This window comes from Pseudomonas sp. SST3 (assembly GCF_003325755.1).
The window spans coordinates 149,097-164,556 of record NZ_QORI02000006.1 but is presented as its reverse complement, the minus strand read 5'-3'; the positions used below and the strand labels follow the sequence as shown (position 1 = coordinate 164,556).

Below are 15,460 nucleotides of genomic sequence, written 5' to 3'. Positions count from 1 at the left end.
ATATTCATAAGCCAGCCTCGTGCTGGCTTATGTCTTTGCGGCATGACATAGGGAGTTTCGTTGGAAATGTCCGGCAATCCATTTATGCAAGCACCAGACATTCAGGCGGCTGGCGGCCTGGTGCCAATGGTTATCGAGCAGTCTGCTCGTGGCGAGCGCGCGTACGACATCTATTCCCGTCTCCTGAAAGAGCGGGTGATTTTCATGGTTGGTCAGGTCGAAGACTACATGGCCAACCTGATCGTCGCGCAGATGCTATTCCTCGAGGCGGAAAACCCCGAGAAGGATATTCACCTGTACATTAATTCTCCAGGCGGGTCCGTAACTGCTGGTATGGCCATTTACGACACCATGCAGTTCATCAAGGCAGATGTCTCCACAACCTGTATTGGTCAGGCCTGCAGCATGGGAGCGTTCCTGCTCGCAGGTGGTGCGAAGGGTAAGCGCTTCTGCCTTCCGAACGCCCGGGTAATGATTCATCAGCCTCTGGGTGGCTTCCAGGGACAGGCTTCGGACATCGATATCCACGCACGTGAAATTCTTTACATCCGTGAGCGGCTGAACCAGTTGCTGGCCCATCATACGGGGCAGGATCTGGAGACGATCGAACGTGACACCAACCGAGACTACTTCATGAGTGCGTCGCGAGCGTTGGAGTATGGGGTTGTCGACGCTGTCCACGAAAAACGGCAATTGCCGGTCTAAATGCTGGTCTTGGAGGGCGTAGTTAGCGGGCACCCGTCATGTGCGCTTTGTGCGCCCTTGAAAATGCCCGCATTTGCCTTCATCTTGTATTTCAAGCCTTCCCGATTGGATCGATCGAATGACTGACACCCGCAACGGCGAGGATTCCGGCAAGCTGCTCTATTGCTCTTTCTGCGGCAAAAGCCAGCACGAAGTACGCAAATTGATTGCTGGACCCTCGGTCTTTATCTGCGACGAGTGCGTCGACCTGTGCAACGACATCATCCGTGAGGAGGTGCAAGAGGCACAGGCTGAGAGCAGCGCGCAAAAACTGCCAGCGCCCAAGGAGATCAGCGGCATTCTCGACCAGTACGTCATTGGTCAGGAACGCGCCAAGAAAATCCTGGCCGTGGCTGTTTACAATCACTACAAGCGACTCAATCAGCGCGACAAGAAAGAAGAAGTCGAACTGGGCAAGAGCAACATTCTTCTGATTGGCCCGACTGGCTCGGGCAAGACGTTGCTCGCAGAGACGCTTGCACGGCTGCTGAATGTGCCCTTTACCATCGCCGATGCCACCACGCTAACCGAGGCTGGCTATGTAGGCGAAGACGTCGAAAACATCATTCAGAAGCTGCTGCAAAAGTGTGACTACGATGTCGAGAAGGCTCAAATGGGCATTGTCTACATCGACGAAATCGACAAGATCTCTCGCAAATCCGATAACCCGTCGATCACGCGTGACGTGTCAGGCGAGGGCGTGCAGCAAGCACTGCTTAAGCTGGTCGAGGGCACAGTCGCTTCGGTGCCGCCGCAGGGCGGACGCAAGCATCCGCAGCAGGAGTTCCTGCAGGTCGATACGCGCAACATCCTGTTTATCTGCGGCGGGGCGTTCGCGGGTCTGGAAAAGGTTATCCAGGGCCGCTCGACCCAAGGCGGTATCGGCTTCAATGCTGAGGTCCGCAGCAAGGATCCGGGTAAGAAGATCGGTGAGTCGTTGCGTACGGTTGAGCCTGACGATTTGGTGAAGTTTGGTTTGATTCCAGAGTTCGTCGGTCGTTTGCCGGTCATCGCTACCCTCGACGAGCTGGACGAGGCTGCGCTGATCCAGATATTGACCGAGCCCAAGAATGCACTGACCAAGCAGTACGCCAAGCTGTTCGAGCTGGAAGGTGTGGATCTCGAGTTCCGTACAGACGCGCTCAAGGCGGTTGCCAGTCGCGCATTGGAGCGAAAGACCGGAGCGCGTGGGCTGCGTTCGATACTTGAAGGCGTTCTGTTGGACACCATGTATGAAATCCCTTCGCAGAAGGATGTCAGTAAGGTGGTGATCGACGAGAGTGTTATCGAAGGCACATCGCAGCCGCTGCTCATTTACGAAAATAGCGAGCCGCCGGCGAAGGCTGCGCCTGACGCGTAACAGAACAAGGGGGCCTCCGGGCCCCTTTGCTTTTCTACAGCATCCTTGTTTTTTACCCTGCGTGCCCTCATCTTGATTGCCAGGGTGTTTCCCGTTCACCGCCGTATGGCCGTCGTAGAGCTGAATTTATGAAGACAACCATCGAATTGCCCCTTTTGCCGCTGCGCGACGTAGTGGTCTACCCGCACATGGTGATTCCGCTGTTCGTTGGCCGGGAAAAGTCCATCGAGGCCCTCGAATCCGCCATGGCCGGTGACAAGCAGATACTGCTCCTGGCCCAGAAGAACCCGGCCGATGATGACCCCTCCGAGGAAGGCCTCTTTCGTGTAGGCACGGTTGCAACCGTGCTACAGCTGCTCAAGTTGCCGGATGGTACCGTCAAGGTGCTGGTCGAAGGCGAGCAGCGTGGCGTCATAGACCGCTTCTTCGACGTGGATGACCATTGCCGCGCCGAGGTATCGCTGATCGATGAGTCGGAAATTGAAGAGCGCGAAGCGGAAGTCTTTACGCGTAGCTTGCTGAGCCAGTTCGAACAGTACGTGCAGCTCGGCAAAAAGGTGCCCTCCGAGGTGCTCTCATCGCTGGCAAGCATCGATGAGCCGGCGCGCCTGGTCGACACCATGGCCGCGCACATGGCGCTCAAGATCGAGCAGAAGCAGGCGATCCTTGAGATCACCGACCTGCCCGCTCGCGTCGAACATGTACTGGCACTGCTGGATGCCGAGATCGACTTGCTGCAGGTTGAAAAGCGCATCCGTGGCCGCGTCAAGAAGCAGATGGAGCGCAGTCAGCGCGAGTACTATCTGAATGAGCAGATGAAGGCCATTCAGAAGGAGCTGGGCGATATCGATGAAGGCCACAACGAAATCGATGACCTGAAGAAGCGCATCGAAAGCGCCGGCCTAAGTAAAGATGCGCATGCCAAGGCGACAACAGAACTGAACAAGCTCAAGCAGATGTCGCCGATGTCGGCAGAGGCTACCGTGGTACGGACCTATATCGACTGGCTGGTCAACGTGCCATGGAAAGCGGCAAGCAAGGTACGCCTGGATCTGACCAAGGCCGAGGAAGTGCTCGATGCCGATCATTACGGTCTCGATGAGGTGAAGGATCGGATCCTGGAATACCTCGCGGTTCAGAAGCGCGTGAAAAAGCTCAAGGGGCCGGTATTGTGTCTGGTAGGCCCGCCGGGTGTGGGTAAGACCTCGTTAGCTGAATCCATTGCGCGTTCGACCAATCGCAAGTTCGTGCGTATGGCCCTGGGTGGGGTACGGGACGAGGCTGAGATACGCGGTCACCGCCGCACCTACATCGGCTCGATGCCTGGCCGATTGATCCAGAAGATGAGCAAGGTTGGCGTCCGCAACCCGCTGTTCCTGCTCGATGAGATCGACAAGATGGGCAATGATATGCGCGGGGATCCGGCGTCCGCGTTGCTCGAAGTCCTCGATCCCGAGCAGAACCATAATTTCAATGACCATTACCTCGAAGTCGATTACGACCTATCCGACGTAATGTTTCTCTGCACGGCGAACTCGATGAATATTCCGGCGCCGCTGCTGGATCGCATGGAAATCATTCGTCTGCCGGGATATACCGAAGACGAAAAGATCAACATCGCGATTCGCTATCTGGTGCCGAAGCAGATCCAGGCTAACGGGCTTAAGAAGACCGAGCTGTTGTTCGACGAGGAGGCCATTCGCGACATCATTCGTTATTACACGCGCGAGGCTGGCGTTCGCAGTCTGGAGCGCCAAGTGGCGAAGGTATGTCGGAAGGTGGTCAAGGAGCACGCAACTGAAAAGAGCTTCCAGGTGAACGTTACGGCTGACTCGCTCGAGCATTTCCTTGGCGTGCGCAAGTTCCGCTACGGGCTAGCCGAACAGCAAGACCAGGTTGGTCAGGTGACTGGTTTGGCGTGGACTCAAGTAGGCGGAGAGTTGCTAACCATCGAGGCGGCAGTAGTACCTGGCAAGGGGCGCCTGACCAAGACCGGCTCGCTGGGCGATGTAATGGGCGAGTCGATCACCGCGGCGCTTACGGTCGTACGCAGTCGGGCGAAGAGCCTGGGCATCGCAGTAGATTTCCACGAGAAGCAGGACATCCACATCCATGTGCCGGAAGGTGCAACGCCCAAGGACGGTCCGAGCGCGGGAATCGGGATGTGCACGGCGCTTGTTTCGGCCCTGACGCAGATTCCGGTTCGTGCCGAAGTCGCCATGACCGGGGAGATCACCTTGCGTGGCCAAGTATTGGCAATTGGTGGTTTGAAGGAGAAATTGTTAGCAGCACATCGAGGCGGCATCAAGACAGTTATCATTCCAGAAGAAAATCAGCGTGATCTGAAAGAGATTCCTGAGAATATTAAGCAGGACCTGCAGATTAAACCGGTGAAGTGGATTGACGAAGTCCTCCAAATTGCGCTGCAATACGCGCCGGAGCCCTTGCCCGATGCGGCTCCCGATATTGTTGCAAAGGACGACAAGCGCGAGTCTGATTCCAAGGAGCGAATCAGCACGCATTAGTCTGAAAGGCTTTGTTGACACATTTTCGGTGGCCTTGATATAAGCCGGCCCTCTGTGTTGCTGCTATTTCAGCACCGCTTTGCTTAACACCCAAAAAATTAAAGATACGACTCAACAGAAATAAGGGGACTTAGAGTGAACAAGTCGGAACTGATCGATGCCATCGCTGCATCTGCTGATATCCCGAAAGCTGTTGCTGGCCGCGCGCTGGATGCAGTGATTGAATCCGTCACTGGCGCTCTGAAGGCTGGTGATTCCGTGGTACTGGTTGGTTTCGGTACTTTCGCTGTCAAGGAGCGCGCCGCTCGTACTGGCCGTAACCCGCAGACTGGCAAGCCGATCAACATCGCTGCCGCCAAGATCCCGGGCTTCAAGGCTGGCAAGGCTCTGAAAGACGCTGTCAACTAAGCGTTTTCGATCCGCCCAGTTGTCAGTTAGCACTGACCCTGGCTAGGAGCGGTTAGTCGAACAGGTACTGCCTGTTGCGTTCGGGCTTGGGGGATAAGGCCCAACCGCTCCAAAAGCTCCGAGAAGGCGCATCCCTGGATGCGCCTTTCTTTTATTCGGATTCCACCCGTGCTGTAGTGATCTATGCGCAGCTGACTCCTGGGGGACGCATGCTTCAGAACATCAGGGACAATTCACAAGGCTGGATTGCCAAAACCATCATCGGCATCATCGTTGTGCTGCTGGCATTGACGGGCTTCGATGCCATCTTCAATGCGGCTAGCAACAGCCGCAATGCCGCCGAGGTCAACGGTGAGGAAATCTCGCTGGACGAACTCAACCAGGCCATGAACATGCAGCGTCGGCAGCTGGCTCAGCAGTTAGGTGGCGACTTCGATCCATCACTGCTCGATGACAAGCTGGTACGAGAGTCATCCCTGCGTGCCCTTATCGACCGTGCGTTGTTGCTGCAAGGTGCGCGTGACGCCGACTTCGCCTTTTCCGAAACAGCGCTTGATCAGCTGATTCTGCAGACGCCCGAATTTGCCGTAGATGGTGCGTTCAACGCGGCACGCTTCGATCAGGTCATTCAGCAAATGGGCTACACGCGGCTCCAGTTCCGCGAGCTGCTGAAGCAGGAAATGCTGATTGGCCAGCTCCGCGCAGGAATTTCCGGTTCCGGTTTCGTCACGGATGAGCAGATCGAAGCTTTTGCTCGCCTGGAACAACAAACCCGCGATTTCGCCACCATCACCGTCCCGGCAAATGCGTCTGCGGTTGAAGTAAGTGACGAAGAGGTACGTGAACATTACGAGCAGAACACTGACCGCTATCGCTCGCCGGAGCAGGTTGTTCTCGAGTACGTTGAGCTGAACAAAGCGTCGTTCTTCGATCAAGTCGAAGTTTCGGATAAGGACGTGAAGGACCTCTATCAGCAGCGCATCGCCAATCTCGCCGAACAGCGCCGCGCCGCGCATATTCTGATCGAGGCCGACGGCGTCAGCGATGCCGATGCCAAGGCGAAAATCGAAGAAATCGCCAAGCGCCTAACAGCAGGCGAGGATTTCGCAGCTTTGGCAAAGGAAGTCTCTGAGGACCCAGGCTCGGCCAATGAAGGCGGCGATCTCGGGTTCGCCGGTCCTGGCGTCTATGACCCGGCTTTCGAGGAGGCGCTGTATGCGCTTGAGGAAGGTCAAGTGTCCGCTCCGGTACGCTCCGATTTTGGCTGGCATCTGATCAAGCTGTTGGGCGTGCAGTCGCCCGAGGTCCCGACGCTGGAAAGCATCGAGCCGGAGCTGGTTCGTGAACTCAAGGCCCAGCAAGTCGAACAGCGCTTTGTCGAGGCGAGCAAACAGCTTGAGGACACGGCGTTCGAATCGTCCGATCTTGCACAGCCGGCACAAGAGCTTGGTTTGTCCGTGCAGACAACCGAGGCGTTTGGGCGTGAGGGTGGAGAGGGCGTTGCGGCCAATAGGCAGGTTATCCAGGCGGCGTTCAGCGACGAAGTTCTGATCGATGGTGCCAATAGTGGTGTCATCGAGCTGGATCCCGACACTGTCGTTGCGCTGCGTGTGAAAGAGCATCTACAGCCGGAAGTGTTGCCGTTCGACGTAGTGAAGGATGAAATCATTGCTCAGCTGAAGCGCAGCAAGGCAGCGGAGCAGGCCGGTGAGACAGGGGAACGTTTGATCGCTACGCTGCGCGATGGTGGTGAAATCGACGAACAATGGCAGCCGGTGGAAGCCGCCTCGCGTAGCCATGAAGGTGTTGAACCGGCAGTGCTTCAGCAAGTGTTCCGGATGCCGAAGCCTGACGCGAGTGATGAGCCTACTTACGGCAGTGCCCGTCTGTCTGGCGGGGATGTTGTCTTGATTCGTTTGAGCGGGGTCAACGAGCCGAAAGCCGAGCTGTCGGAGGAGGATAAACAAAACTACCGCCGCTTCCTGGCCTCGCGCAGTGGCCAGCAGGATTTTGCTGCTTATCGTCAGATGCTGCATGCCGACGCGGAGATCGAGACCTTCTGATCTCTCGAGCAGTTTGAAGGCAAAAAAACCCGCATGCAGATGCGGGTTTTTTATGAATGATGAATCAGTCTTCGATCGCACCCATCGCGGTGGTGTTGAACCCGCCATCGACATAGAGGATTTCACCACTGATGCCGGATGCCAGATCCGAGCAGAGGAACGCTCCGGCATTGCCGACCTCCTCAATAGTGACGTTACGACGTAGCGGCGTCTGCTTTTCGTTGGCTGCCAGCATCTTACGGAAGCTCTTGATCCCAGAGGCCGCCAGTGTGCGGATTGGGCCCGCAGACACTGCGTTGACGCGAGTGCCCTCCGGGCCGAGGCTGCCAGCCAAATAGCGAACGCCAGCCTCGAGGCTGGCCTTGGCCATGCCCATCACGTTGTAGTTGGGCATGGTGCGCTCTGCGCCCAAGTACGAGAGTGTAAGGATGCAGCCGTTGCGACCCTTCATCATCGGACGTCCGGCTTTGGCCAGTGCAACCAGGCTGTAGGCGCTAATATCGTGCGCGATGCGGAAACCGTCGCGCGTGGTGACGTCGGTGAAGTCGCCGTCAAGCTGATCGCCTGGAGCGAAGCCTACCGAATGGACGATACCGTCCAGGCCGTCCCACTTCGCGCCCAGCGCTTCGAATACATTAACGATTTCGTCGTCGCTGGCAACGTCGCACGGGAAGCACAACTCCGGTCCAGAGCCCCAGCTAGCCGCGAATTCTTCGACGCGAGCCTTGAGCTTCTCGTTCTGATAGGTGAAAGCCAGTTCGGCGCCTTCGCGGTGCATGGCGGCGGCGATGCCGGAGGCGATCGACAGTTTGCTGGCGACGCCGACGATCAGTACGCGCTTACCGGTAAGAAAACCCATGTGCTTGTCCCTCTTCTGGTTGTTCAGTGGCTGGGACCATAAAGGCGGATTCCAGCAACTGCTGTGTATAAGGATGTTGGGGAGCGGCGAAGATAGCCTCGGCCATTCCCTGTTCAACGACCTTGCCCTGCTTGACCACCATCATCTGGTGGCTCAGCGCCCGTACCACCGCCAGATCGTGGCTGATGAACAGATAGGTCAGGTTGTACTTGGCCTGTAGCGAGCGTAGTAGCTCCACCACCTGCCGCTGCACGGTTCGATCAAGTGCCGAGGTCGGTTCATCAAGCAAGATCAGATCAGGCTTGAGCACCAGAGCCCTGGCTATGGCAATCCGCTGCCGCTGCCCGCCGGAAAACTCGTGGGGGTAGCGATGGCGGCTTTCCGGGTCGAGTCCAACCTCGACCAACGCATCGATAATCGCCTGCGCTTGTTCGGCGGCCGACCCCATTCCATGAATGCTGAGTCCTTCTCCTACGATCTGGCCGACCGACATGCGAGGGCTAAGACTGCCGAAAGGATCCTGGAACACCACCTGCATCTGGCGCCGTAGCGGACGCACCGCCCGTTGCGACATCTTCTCCAGTGCCTGATCCCTGAACCGGATTTCGCCATCGCTCGATAGCAACCGCAGAATCGCGAGCCCCAGAGTGGATTTTCCCGAACCGCTTTCGCCGACAATACCCAGGGTCTGGCCCTTTGGCAGGCTGAACGTGACGCCATCAACCGCTTTGATGTGGTCGACGGTGTGTCTGAACAGCCCTTTCTTGATAGGGAACCAGACCCGCAAATCATTCACTTCCAGCAACGGCGGCGTAGAGGTCTCAACCTCTACCGGGCCGCCGCTAGGCTCGGCCGCGAGCAGCTCCCGGGTGTAGGGATGCTGCGGCAATCTGAACAATTCCTCGCAAGGTGCTTGTTCGACGACGCGTCCGCTCTGCATGACACATACATGATGCGCGATTCGGCGGACCAGGTTGAGATCATGGCTGATCAGCAACAGGGCCATGCCCAGGCGCGCCTGCAGTTCCTTGAGCAGCTCCAGTATTTTCAGCTGCACCGTTACGTCGAGCGCCGTGGTTGGTTCGTCGGCAATGAGGAGCTCGGGCTCGTTTGCTAGCGCCATCGCGATCACCACGCGTTGGCGCTGCCCCCCCGACAGCTCATGGGGATAGGCACGGATTCGCTTGGCGGGCTCGGGTATCCCGACGAGCTCGAGGAGTTCGAGGGTGCGTGTCGTAGCCGCCTTGCTGTTTAGCCCTTTGTGAATCTGCAGCACTTCGTTGATCTGCTTCCCAATGGTGTGCAACGGGTTGAGCGATGTCATCGGCTCCTGAAAGACCATGGCGATACGGTCGCCACGTATGCCCCGCATGCGTTTCTCGCTTGCCTTGAGCAAATCTTCCCCAGCGTAGCGAATGACGCCTGCCGGATGCTGCGCGAGCGGGTAGGGCAGCAGACGCAGGATCGAGTGAGCCGTGACAGACTTGCCAGAACCGCTTTCACCCACAAGCGCCAGGGTTTCGCCCTTGCGAATATCGAAACTCACGCCTTCGACGACTCGCTGCGTCTGATTTCCGCTGACGAACTCGACGGCCAGATCGCGGACCTCTATCAAATTTTCAGCCATGCTATTTCCTTGGGTCGAAGGCGTCGCGAGCAGCCTCGCCGATAAACACCAGCAGGGTCAGCATGATGGCAAGAACCATGAAGGCGCTGATGCCCAGCCACGGAGCCTGCAGGTTGGCTTTGCCTTGTGCCACCAGTTCTCCAAGTGATGGCGCGCCAGGTGGCAAGCCGAAGCCAAGGAAATCCAAAGCGGTTAGCGTGCCGATCGCGCCGGTTAGGATGAATGGCATGAAAGTCATGGTCGAAACCATCGCATTGGGCAGGATGTGGCGGAACATGATGGCCCCATTGCGCATGCCCAATGCACGCGCCGCGCGCACATACTCGAGGTTGCGGCCCCGCAGAAACTCGGCGCGGACGACATCAACCAGACTCATCCATGAGAACAGCAGCATGATGCCGAGCAGCCACCAGAAATTAGGCTGCACAAAGCTCGCAAGGATGATCAGCAGGTAGAGCACCGGCAATCCGGACCAGATCTCCAGTACCCGTTGGCCAACAAGATCGACCCAGCCCCCGTAGAAACCTTGCAACGCGCCGGCGATCACGCCTATCACTGAGCTGATGAGGGTCAGCGTCAGCGCAAACAACACCGATATGCGAAATCCGTAGATGACTCTGGCGAGTACGTCGCGCCCCTGGTCGTCGGTGCCCAGCCAGTTAGCCCAGGATGGCGGGGCGGGCGCCGGGACCTGCAGGTCATAGTTGATACTGGAGTGGTGAAACGGGATCGGTGGCCAGACCATCCAACCATCCTTCTTCTCGATCAGCTCCTGGATGTAGGGGCCCTTGTAGTCGGCCTGCAATGGAAACTCGCCGCCGAACACTGTCTCGGGATAGCGCTTGAATACGGGGAAGTACCAACCACCATCGAAACGCACCACGATTGGTTTGTCATTGGCTATCAGTTCGGCACCCAGGCTCAGGATGAACAGTGTGAGAAACAGCCATAGCGACCACCAGCCACGCTTGTGCGCTTTGAACAGGGCGAAGCGACGCTGATTCAGCGGCGACAGCGTCATGTCAGGCCTCCCTGCTTTCAAAGTCGATTCGGGGGTCGACGAGGGTATAGGTAAGGTCGCCGATCAGCTTGACCACCAGCCCGAGCAGAGTGAAAAGAAACAGCGTACCGAAGACGACCGGATAGTCGCGATTGATGGCGGCTTCGAAGCTGAGCAAGCCAAGGCCGTCGAGCGAGAAGATCACTTCGATCAACAGCGAGCCGGTAAAGAACATGCCGATGAATGCCGAGGGGAAACCGGCAATGATGATCAACATGGCGTTGCGAAAGACATGACCGTAGAGCACGCGATTCTTGCTCAAACCCTTGGCCCGTGCCGTGATCACGTACTGCTTGTTGATCTCGTCGAGAAAGCTGTTTTTCGTCAGCAGGGTCAGCGTCGCGAAGTTGCCGATGACTAGCGCTGTGACCGGCAGCGCCAAATGCCAAAAATAGTCGATGATCTTGCCGGTAAGTGTCAGCTCGTCGAAGTTGCCTGAGGTCAGTCCCCTCAGCGGGAACCAGTTCCAGTAGCTGCCGCCGGCGAACAACACGATCAGCAGGATGGCGAACAGGAATGCCGGAATTGCGTAGCCGACGATAATCGCCGAGCTGGTCCAGACGTCGAACGGGCTGCCATGACGGGTCGCCTTGGCGATGCCCAGCGGTATCGACGCCAGATACATGATCAGGGTGCTCCACAATCCCAGCGAGATCGACACCGGCATCTTCTCGATGATCAGCTCGGTCACTGTCGCGTCGCGAAAAAAGCTTTCGCCGAAATCCAGGCGCAGATAGTTGCTGAGCATGATCCAGAAGCGTTCCGGTGCCGGTTTGTCGAATCCATACAGACGCTCGATCTCGGCGATCAGGTCCGGATCCAGGCCTTGTGCGCCCCGGTAGCTGTTGCTGCCGGTGGCGACCTCTGAGCCGCCCCCGGCGATGCGGCTTGTGGCACCTTCGAAGCCCTCAAGCTTGGCGATCGCCTGCTCGACAGGGCCACCGGGCGCAGCCTGGATAATGATGAAGTTGATCAGCAGAATGCCGAACAGGGTCGGAATGATCAGCAGTAGCCGTCGGACGATATACGCGAGCATGCCTATCGCTCCGCTGCTCGGGTGTTGTCCGATTCAACGGTTGGGTCATCGCCGATTGGTTCGGGATCAGGTGTATCCACGTCGGGCTGATGCCACCAGGTCATCAGGCCGATATCGTATAGGGGCGAGGTTTCAGGGTGCGCCAGGTGATTCCAGTAAGCGACGCGCCAGGTCTTGATATGCCAGTTCGGGATCACGTAATGACCCCAAAGCAGCACGCGATCCAGCGCGCGCGTGCGGGTGATCAGCTCTTCGCGTGAGTCAGCGGCAATCAGCTTTTCAACCAGCGTGTCGATCGCTGGATCCTTCAGCCCGATGAAGTTTCGGCTTCCGGGATTATCCGCGCTCGCCGAGTGCCAGTATTCGCGCTGCTCATTGCCCGGAGAGCTGGACTGGCCGAAACCGCTGACGATCATGTCGTAGTCGCGTGAGCGAAGCCGGTTGATGTATTGGGAAACGTCGACCCGGCGGATTTCCAAATCGATGCCTAAGCCCGCAAGATTGCGTTTGTAGGGCAGTAGCACCCGTTCGAAATCCGCCTGAACCAGCAGAAACTCCAGCTTGACCGGCTTGCCGTCGGCATCGACCATGCGGTCGTTCTCGATTTTCCAACCCGCTGCAGTGAGCAGCTCATAGGCACGACGCTGCTGCTCGCGGATCATGCCGTCGGCGTTGGTTTGAGGCAGCTCAAATGGCTTTTCGAACACCTCGTCGGGTATCTGGCCTCGCAGGGGTTCGAGAATGCTCAGTTCTTCTTTGCTCGGCAGTCCTGAGGAGCCGAGCTCCGAATTATCGAAATAGCTGGTGGTTCGGGTGTAGGCGCCGTTGAATAGCTGGCGGTTAGTCCACTCGAAGTCGAAAAGCAGCGCCAGGGCTTCCCGAACCCTGACGTCCTGTAGCTTTTGCCTGCGGGTGTTGAAGATGAAGCCTTGCATGCCTTGCGGATTATGGTTGGCGATCTCCTCCTTGACGATCCGCCCGTCTCTGACCGCCTCGGTATCGTAGGCAGTGGCCCAGTTCTTCGCACTGGTTTCCAGCCAATAATCGAAATGTCCCGCTTTGAAGGCTTGCAGCGCAACTGTGTTGTCGCGGTAGTAATCGAACTGCACGTGATCGAAGTTATAAAACCCACGATTGACCGCCAGATCCTTGCCCCAGTAATCGTCGACGCGGGTATAGCGCACCGAGCGGCCAGCCTCTACACGCTCTATTCGATAGGGGCCGCTGCCTAGCGGTGGCTCCATGCTGCCGGAGGTGAAATCCCTTTCGTCCCACCAATGCTTCGGCAGGACGGGCAGCTGTCCGAGAATCAAGGGGAGCTCCCGGTTTCCCGCATGCTTGAAATCGAAGCGGACGCGACGCGGCCCCTCGATGACGGCTTTTTCGACGTCAGCATAGTAGCCTCGGTAATGCGGCGCCCCCTTACTGATCAGAGTCTCGAAGGTGAACACGACATCCTCGGCCTCAACCGGCTCGCCATCATGGAAGCGTGCTTCGGGGCGCAGATGAAAACGTACCCATTCATTGTTGGGACCTTTTTCGATCTTTTCTGCCAGCAGGCCGTAGACGGTAAAGGGCTCATCCAGGCTGTTGGTTGTCAGCGTGTCGTAGACGAGACCGATATTGTCCGCGGCTACGCCTTTGTTGATGAAAGGGTTGAGTGAATCGAAACTGCCGAAGCCAGCCTGCCGAAGCGTTCCGCCCTTCGGTGCGTCCGGGTTGACGTAGTCGAATTGGGAAAAATCCGCCGGATACTTGGGCTTCTCGTCATACAGGGTCAAAGCGTGTCGAGGTGCCGCTTGGGCCACTCCTGCGAGACAAAGGAGAGCCAGCGCGCCGGCATGCAGGATCGTCGGACATAAGTTTCGTGTCATTTAGCCTTCTCCAGGTCCTTCAGCCACCAGGCGCGCAGCCCGAGCGTGTAGGGCGGCGTGGTGAGGTGGGCGAACCGATTGCGATATGCCAGGCGGTGATAGCTGATGTACCAGTTGGGGATCGTATAGTGATTCCAGAGCAGGACGCGGTCGATGGCCCGTGCCGCGGCAACCTGCTCTTCGCGGGTCTTGGCGGCCAGTAGCTCTTCGATCAGCTTATCGACGATTGGGTTGGCTATGCCTGCATAGTTGCGGCCACCCTTGACGTTCACCTGGCTGGAATGGAAATACAGCCATTGTTCGAGCCCGGGGCTGAGGCTCTGGCCCAGCGTTGTCAGGATCATGTCGAAGTCATATTGGTCCAGGCGTTGCTTGTATTGCGCCCCGTCAACGCTACGCAAGCGTGCCTGTATGCCGACGCGCGCCAAGCTTTCCACATAGGGTTGGAGAATACGCTCGAGCCGTGGATTAACCAGTAGGATCTCGAACTGGAAAGCATGACCTGCTCTGTTGCGGAGACCTTCCGGCGTCAGCTTCCAGCCAGCGTCCTGGAGCAAACCCAACGCGTTGCGCAACGTGTCGCGCGGGATGCCGCGTCCATCCGTTTTCGGTAGGGCGAACGGCTCGGTGAACAGCTGCGACGGAAGCTGGTCCCGGAACGGAGACAACAGTAGCCACTCTCCACCTTCCGGTGTGCCGGTCGCCGAGAATTCGCTGTTCGGGTAGTAGCTTTCGCTGCGCTGATAAGCACCGTAGAACAGCGCGCGATTGGTCCACTCGAAGTCGAACAGCATCCCCAGCGCCTGACGCACCTTAATGTCGGCGAAGGTCGGCCGGCGCCCGTTCATGAACAGCGCCTGCGTCTGGGTTGGGATTTGATGCGGGATTTCCGCGCGAATCACGTCGCCGCGCAGAACCGCCGGAAACTGGTAGCCATTGGCCCAATTTTTCGCCTGGTGCTCGATATAAAAGTCGAACTCACCGACCTTGAATGCTTCGAATGCAACCGTGCTGTCACGGTAGAACTCGACTTCGACCCTGTTAAAGTTGTACTTGCCACGATTGGCTGGTAGTTCCGCGCCCCACCAGTTTTTTACTCGCTCGAACGTCACCTGACGTCCCGGCTGAACCTCAGTGATTCGGTACGGCCCACTGCCCAGTGGCGGCTCGAACGTCGTCGCGCGGAAGTCGCGGTCCTTCCAATAATGTTGCGGTAATACGGGGAGCTCGCCGAGACGCATGATCAGCAGTGGATTGTCAGGTTTGTCGAAGACGAAGCGGATCCGATGTCGATTGAGGATGTCGACACGCTTGACACCCTGCAAGTCGGTGCGATAGCGGGGATGGCCATCCTTGATGAGCAACCGATAGGAGAAGGCTACGTCATAGGCCGTGATCGGCTGCCCGTCATGGAAACGTGCCGAGTCGCGCAGATTGAAGACTACCCAGCTATGGTTGTCGCTGTACTCGACGGTTTCCGCGATAAGCCCGTACGCCGAAGCCGGTTCGTCGCCGGAGGGGTCGTAAACGCCGGTGCCTACCATCAGTGGCTCGTTCAGCTCGCTGATGCCGTACTGGAAGAAACCAGGCGTCGCGGTTGGGCTGGTCCCTTTGAATGTATAGGGGTTGAGCGTGTCGAACGTGCCCGAGGCCATCAACCGCACGCGACCACCTTTGGGCGCATCGGGATTCACCCAATCGAAATGGGCAAAGTCTTCCGCATACTTGAGGGTGCCAAACTGCGCGTAACCGTGGCTTTCGCTGATGGTCGCGAACGACGGAAAGCTCAATCCCAGGCAGCTCAATAACAATAGGATGGGTCGCATCAAACGGTGAATCCGATCCATGGCGCTTTCGGTCTTTTCGGCGGAGTACAGTAACAGCTTGTATCCGCTGGAAAAAGG

At 57.6% G+C, this 15,460-nt stretch carries 11 protein-coding genes; 5 read left to right on the top strand and 6 right to left on the bottom strand.

All coding sequences use genetic code 11. The features are described from left to right. Positions 1–66: 66 nt before the first annotated feature. From clpP to DQ405_RS08260, 5 genes are all read left to right on the top strand, one after another. Positions 67–705, top strand: coding sequence for an ATP-dependent Clp endopeptidase proteolytic subunit ClpP (clpP, locus tag DQ405_RS08280; protein WP_168423755.1), 639 nt, complete (start codon positions 67–69; stop codon positions 703–705). Positions 706–823: 118 nt separating this feature from the next. Next, positions 824–2,104 carry an ATP-dependent Clp protease ATP-binding subunit ClpX gene (clpX, locus tag DQ405_RS08275; protein WP_168423754.1) on the top strand — a complete coding sequence of 427 codons (1,281 nt, stop codon included), beginning with the start codon at positions 824–826 and terminating at the stop codon, positions 2,102–2,104. 128 nt (positions 2,105–2,232) lie between these two features. Continuing rightward, entirely contained in the window at positions 2,233–4,629 is a 2,397-nt protein-coding gene (lon, locus tag DQ405_RS08270; RefSeq protein ID WP_168423753.1) for an endopeptidase La, read from the top strand. A 135-nt stretch (positions 4,630–4,764) separates the two neighbouring features. After that, positions 4,765–5,037 (top strand): nucleoid-associated protein HU-beta, encoded by a 273-nt coding sequence (gene hupB / locus DQ405_RS08265; RefSeq protein ID WP_003282502.1) that lies wholly within the window; start codon positions 4,765–4,767, stop codon positions 5,035–5,037. Positions 5,038–5,246: 209 nt separating this feature from the next. Continuing rightward, the gene (locus DQ405_RS08260) at positions 5,247–7,100 is read left to right on the top strand and encodes a SurA N-terminal domain-containing protein (protein WP_168423752.1); all 1,854 of its coding nucleotides are present in this window, start codon (positions 5,247–5,249) and stop codon (positions 7,098–7,100) included. A gap of 64 nt (positions 7,101–7,164) precedes the next feature. Here DQ405_RS08260 and fabI read toward each other — a convergent pair whose 3' ends face one another. From fabI to DQ405_RS08230, 6 genes are read right to left on the bottom strand one after another with little or no spacing between them, the layout of a single operon-like run. Next, positions 7,165–7,959 carry an enoyl-ACP reductase FabI gene (gene fabI, locus DQ405_RS08255; protein ID WP_168423751.1) on the bottom strand — a complete coding sequence of 265 codons (795 nt, stop codon included), beginning with the start codon at positions 7,957–7,959 and terminating at the stop codon, positions 7,165–7,167. Next, positions 7,940–9,586 (bottom strand): ABC transporter ATP-binding protein, encoded by a 1,647-nt coding sequence (locus tag DQ405_RS08250; RefSeq protein WP_168423750.1) that lies wholly within the window; start codon positions 9,584–9,586, stop codon positions 7,940–7,942. The genes fabI and DQ405_RS08250 overlap by 20 nt, the downstream gene beginning before the upstream one ends. 1 nt (position 9,587) lies before the next feature. After that, positions 9,588–10,607 carry an ABC transporter permease gene (locus tag DQ405_RS08245; RefSeq protein WP_168423749.1) on the bottom strand — a complete coding sequence of 340 codons (1,020 nt, stop codon included), beginning with the start codon at positions 10,605–10,607 and terminating at the stop codon, positions 9,588–9,590. Between the two features lies 1 nt (position 10,608). Beyond that, on the bottom strand, positions 10,609–11,682 hold the full coding sequence (locus DQ405_RS08240) for a microcin C ABC transporter permease YejB (RefSeq protein ID WP_168423748.1): 1,074 nt from the start codon (positions 11,680–11,682) through the stop codon (positions 10,609–10,611). 2 nt (positions 11,683–11,684) lie between these two features. Beyond that, entirely contained in the window at positions 11,685–13,556 is a 1,872-nt protein-coding gene (locus DQ405_RS08235) for an extracellular solute-binding protein (protein WP_168423747.1), read from the bottom strand. Beyond that, positions 13,553–15,382, bottom strand: coding sequence for an extracellular solute-binding protein (locus tag DQ405_RS08230; RefSeq protein WP_168423827.1), 1,830 nt, complete (start codon positions 15,380–15,382; stop codon positions 13,553–13,555). Before DQ405_RS08230 ends, DQ405_RS08235 begins: the two co-directional genes overlap by 4 nt. Positions 15,383–15,460: the final 78 nt, after the last annotated feature.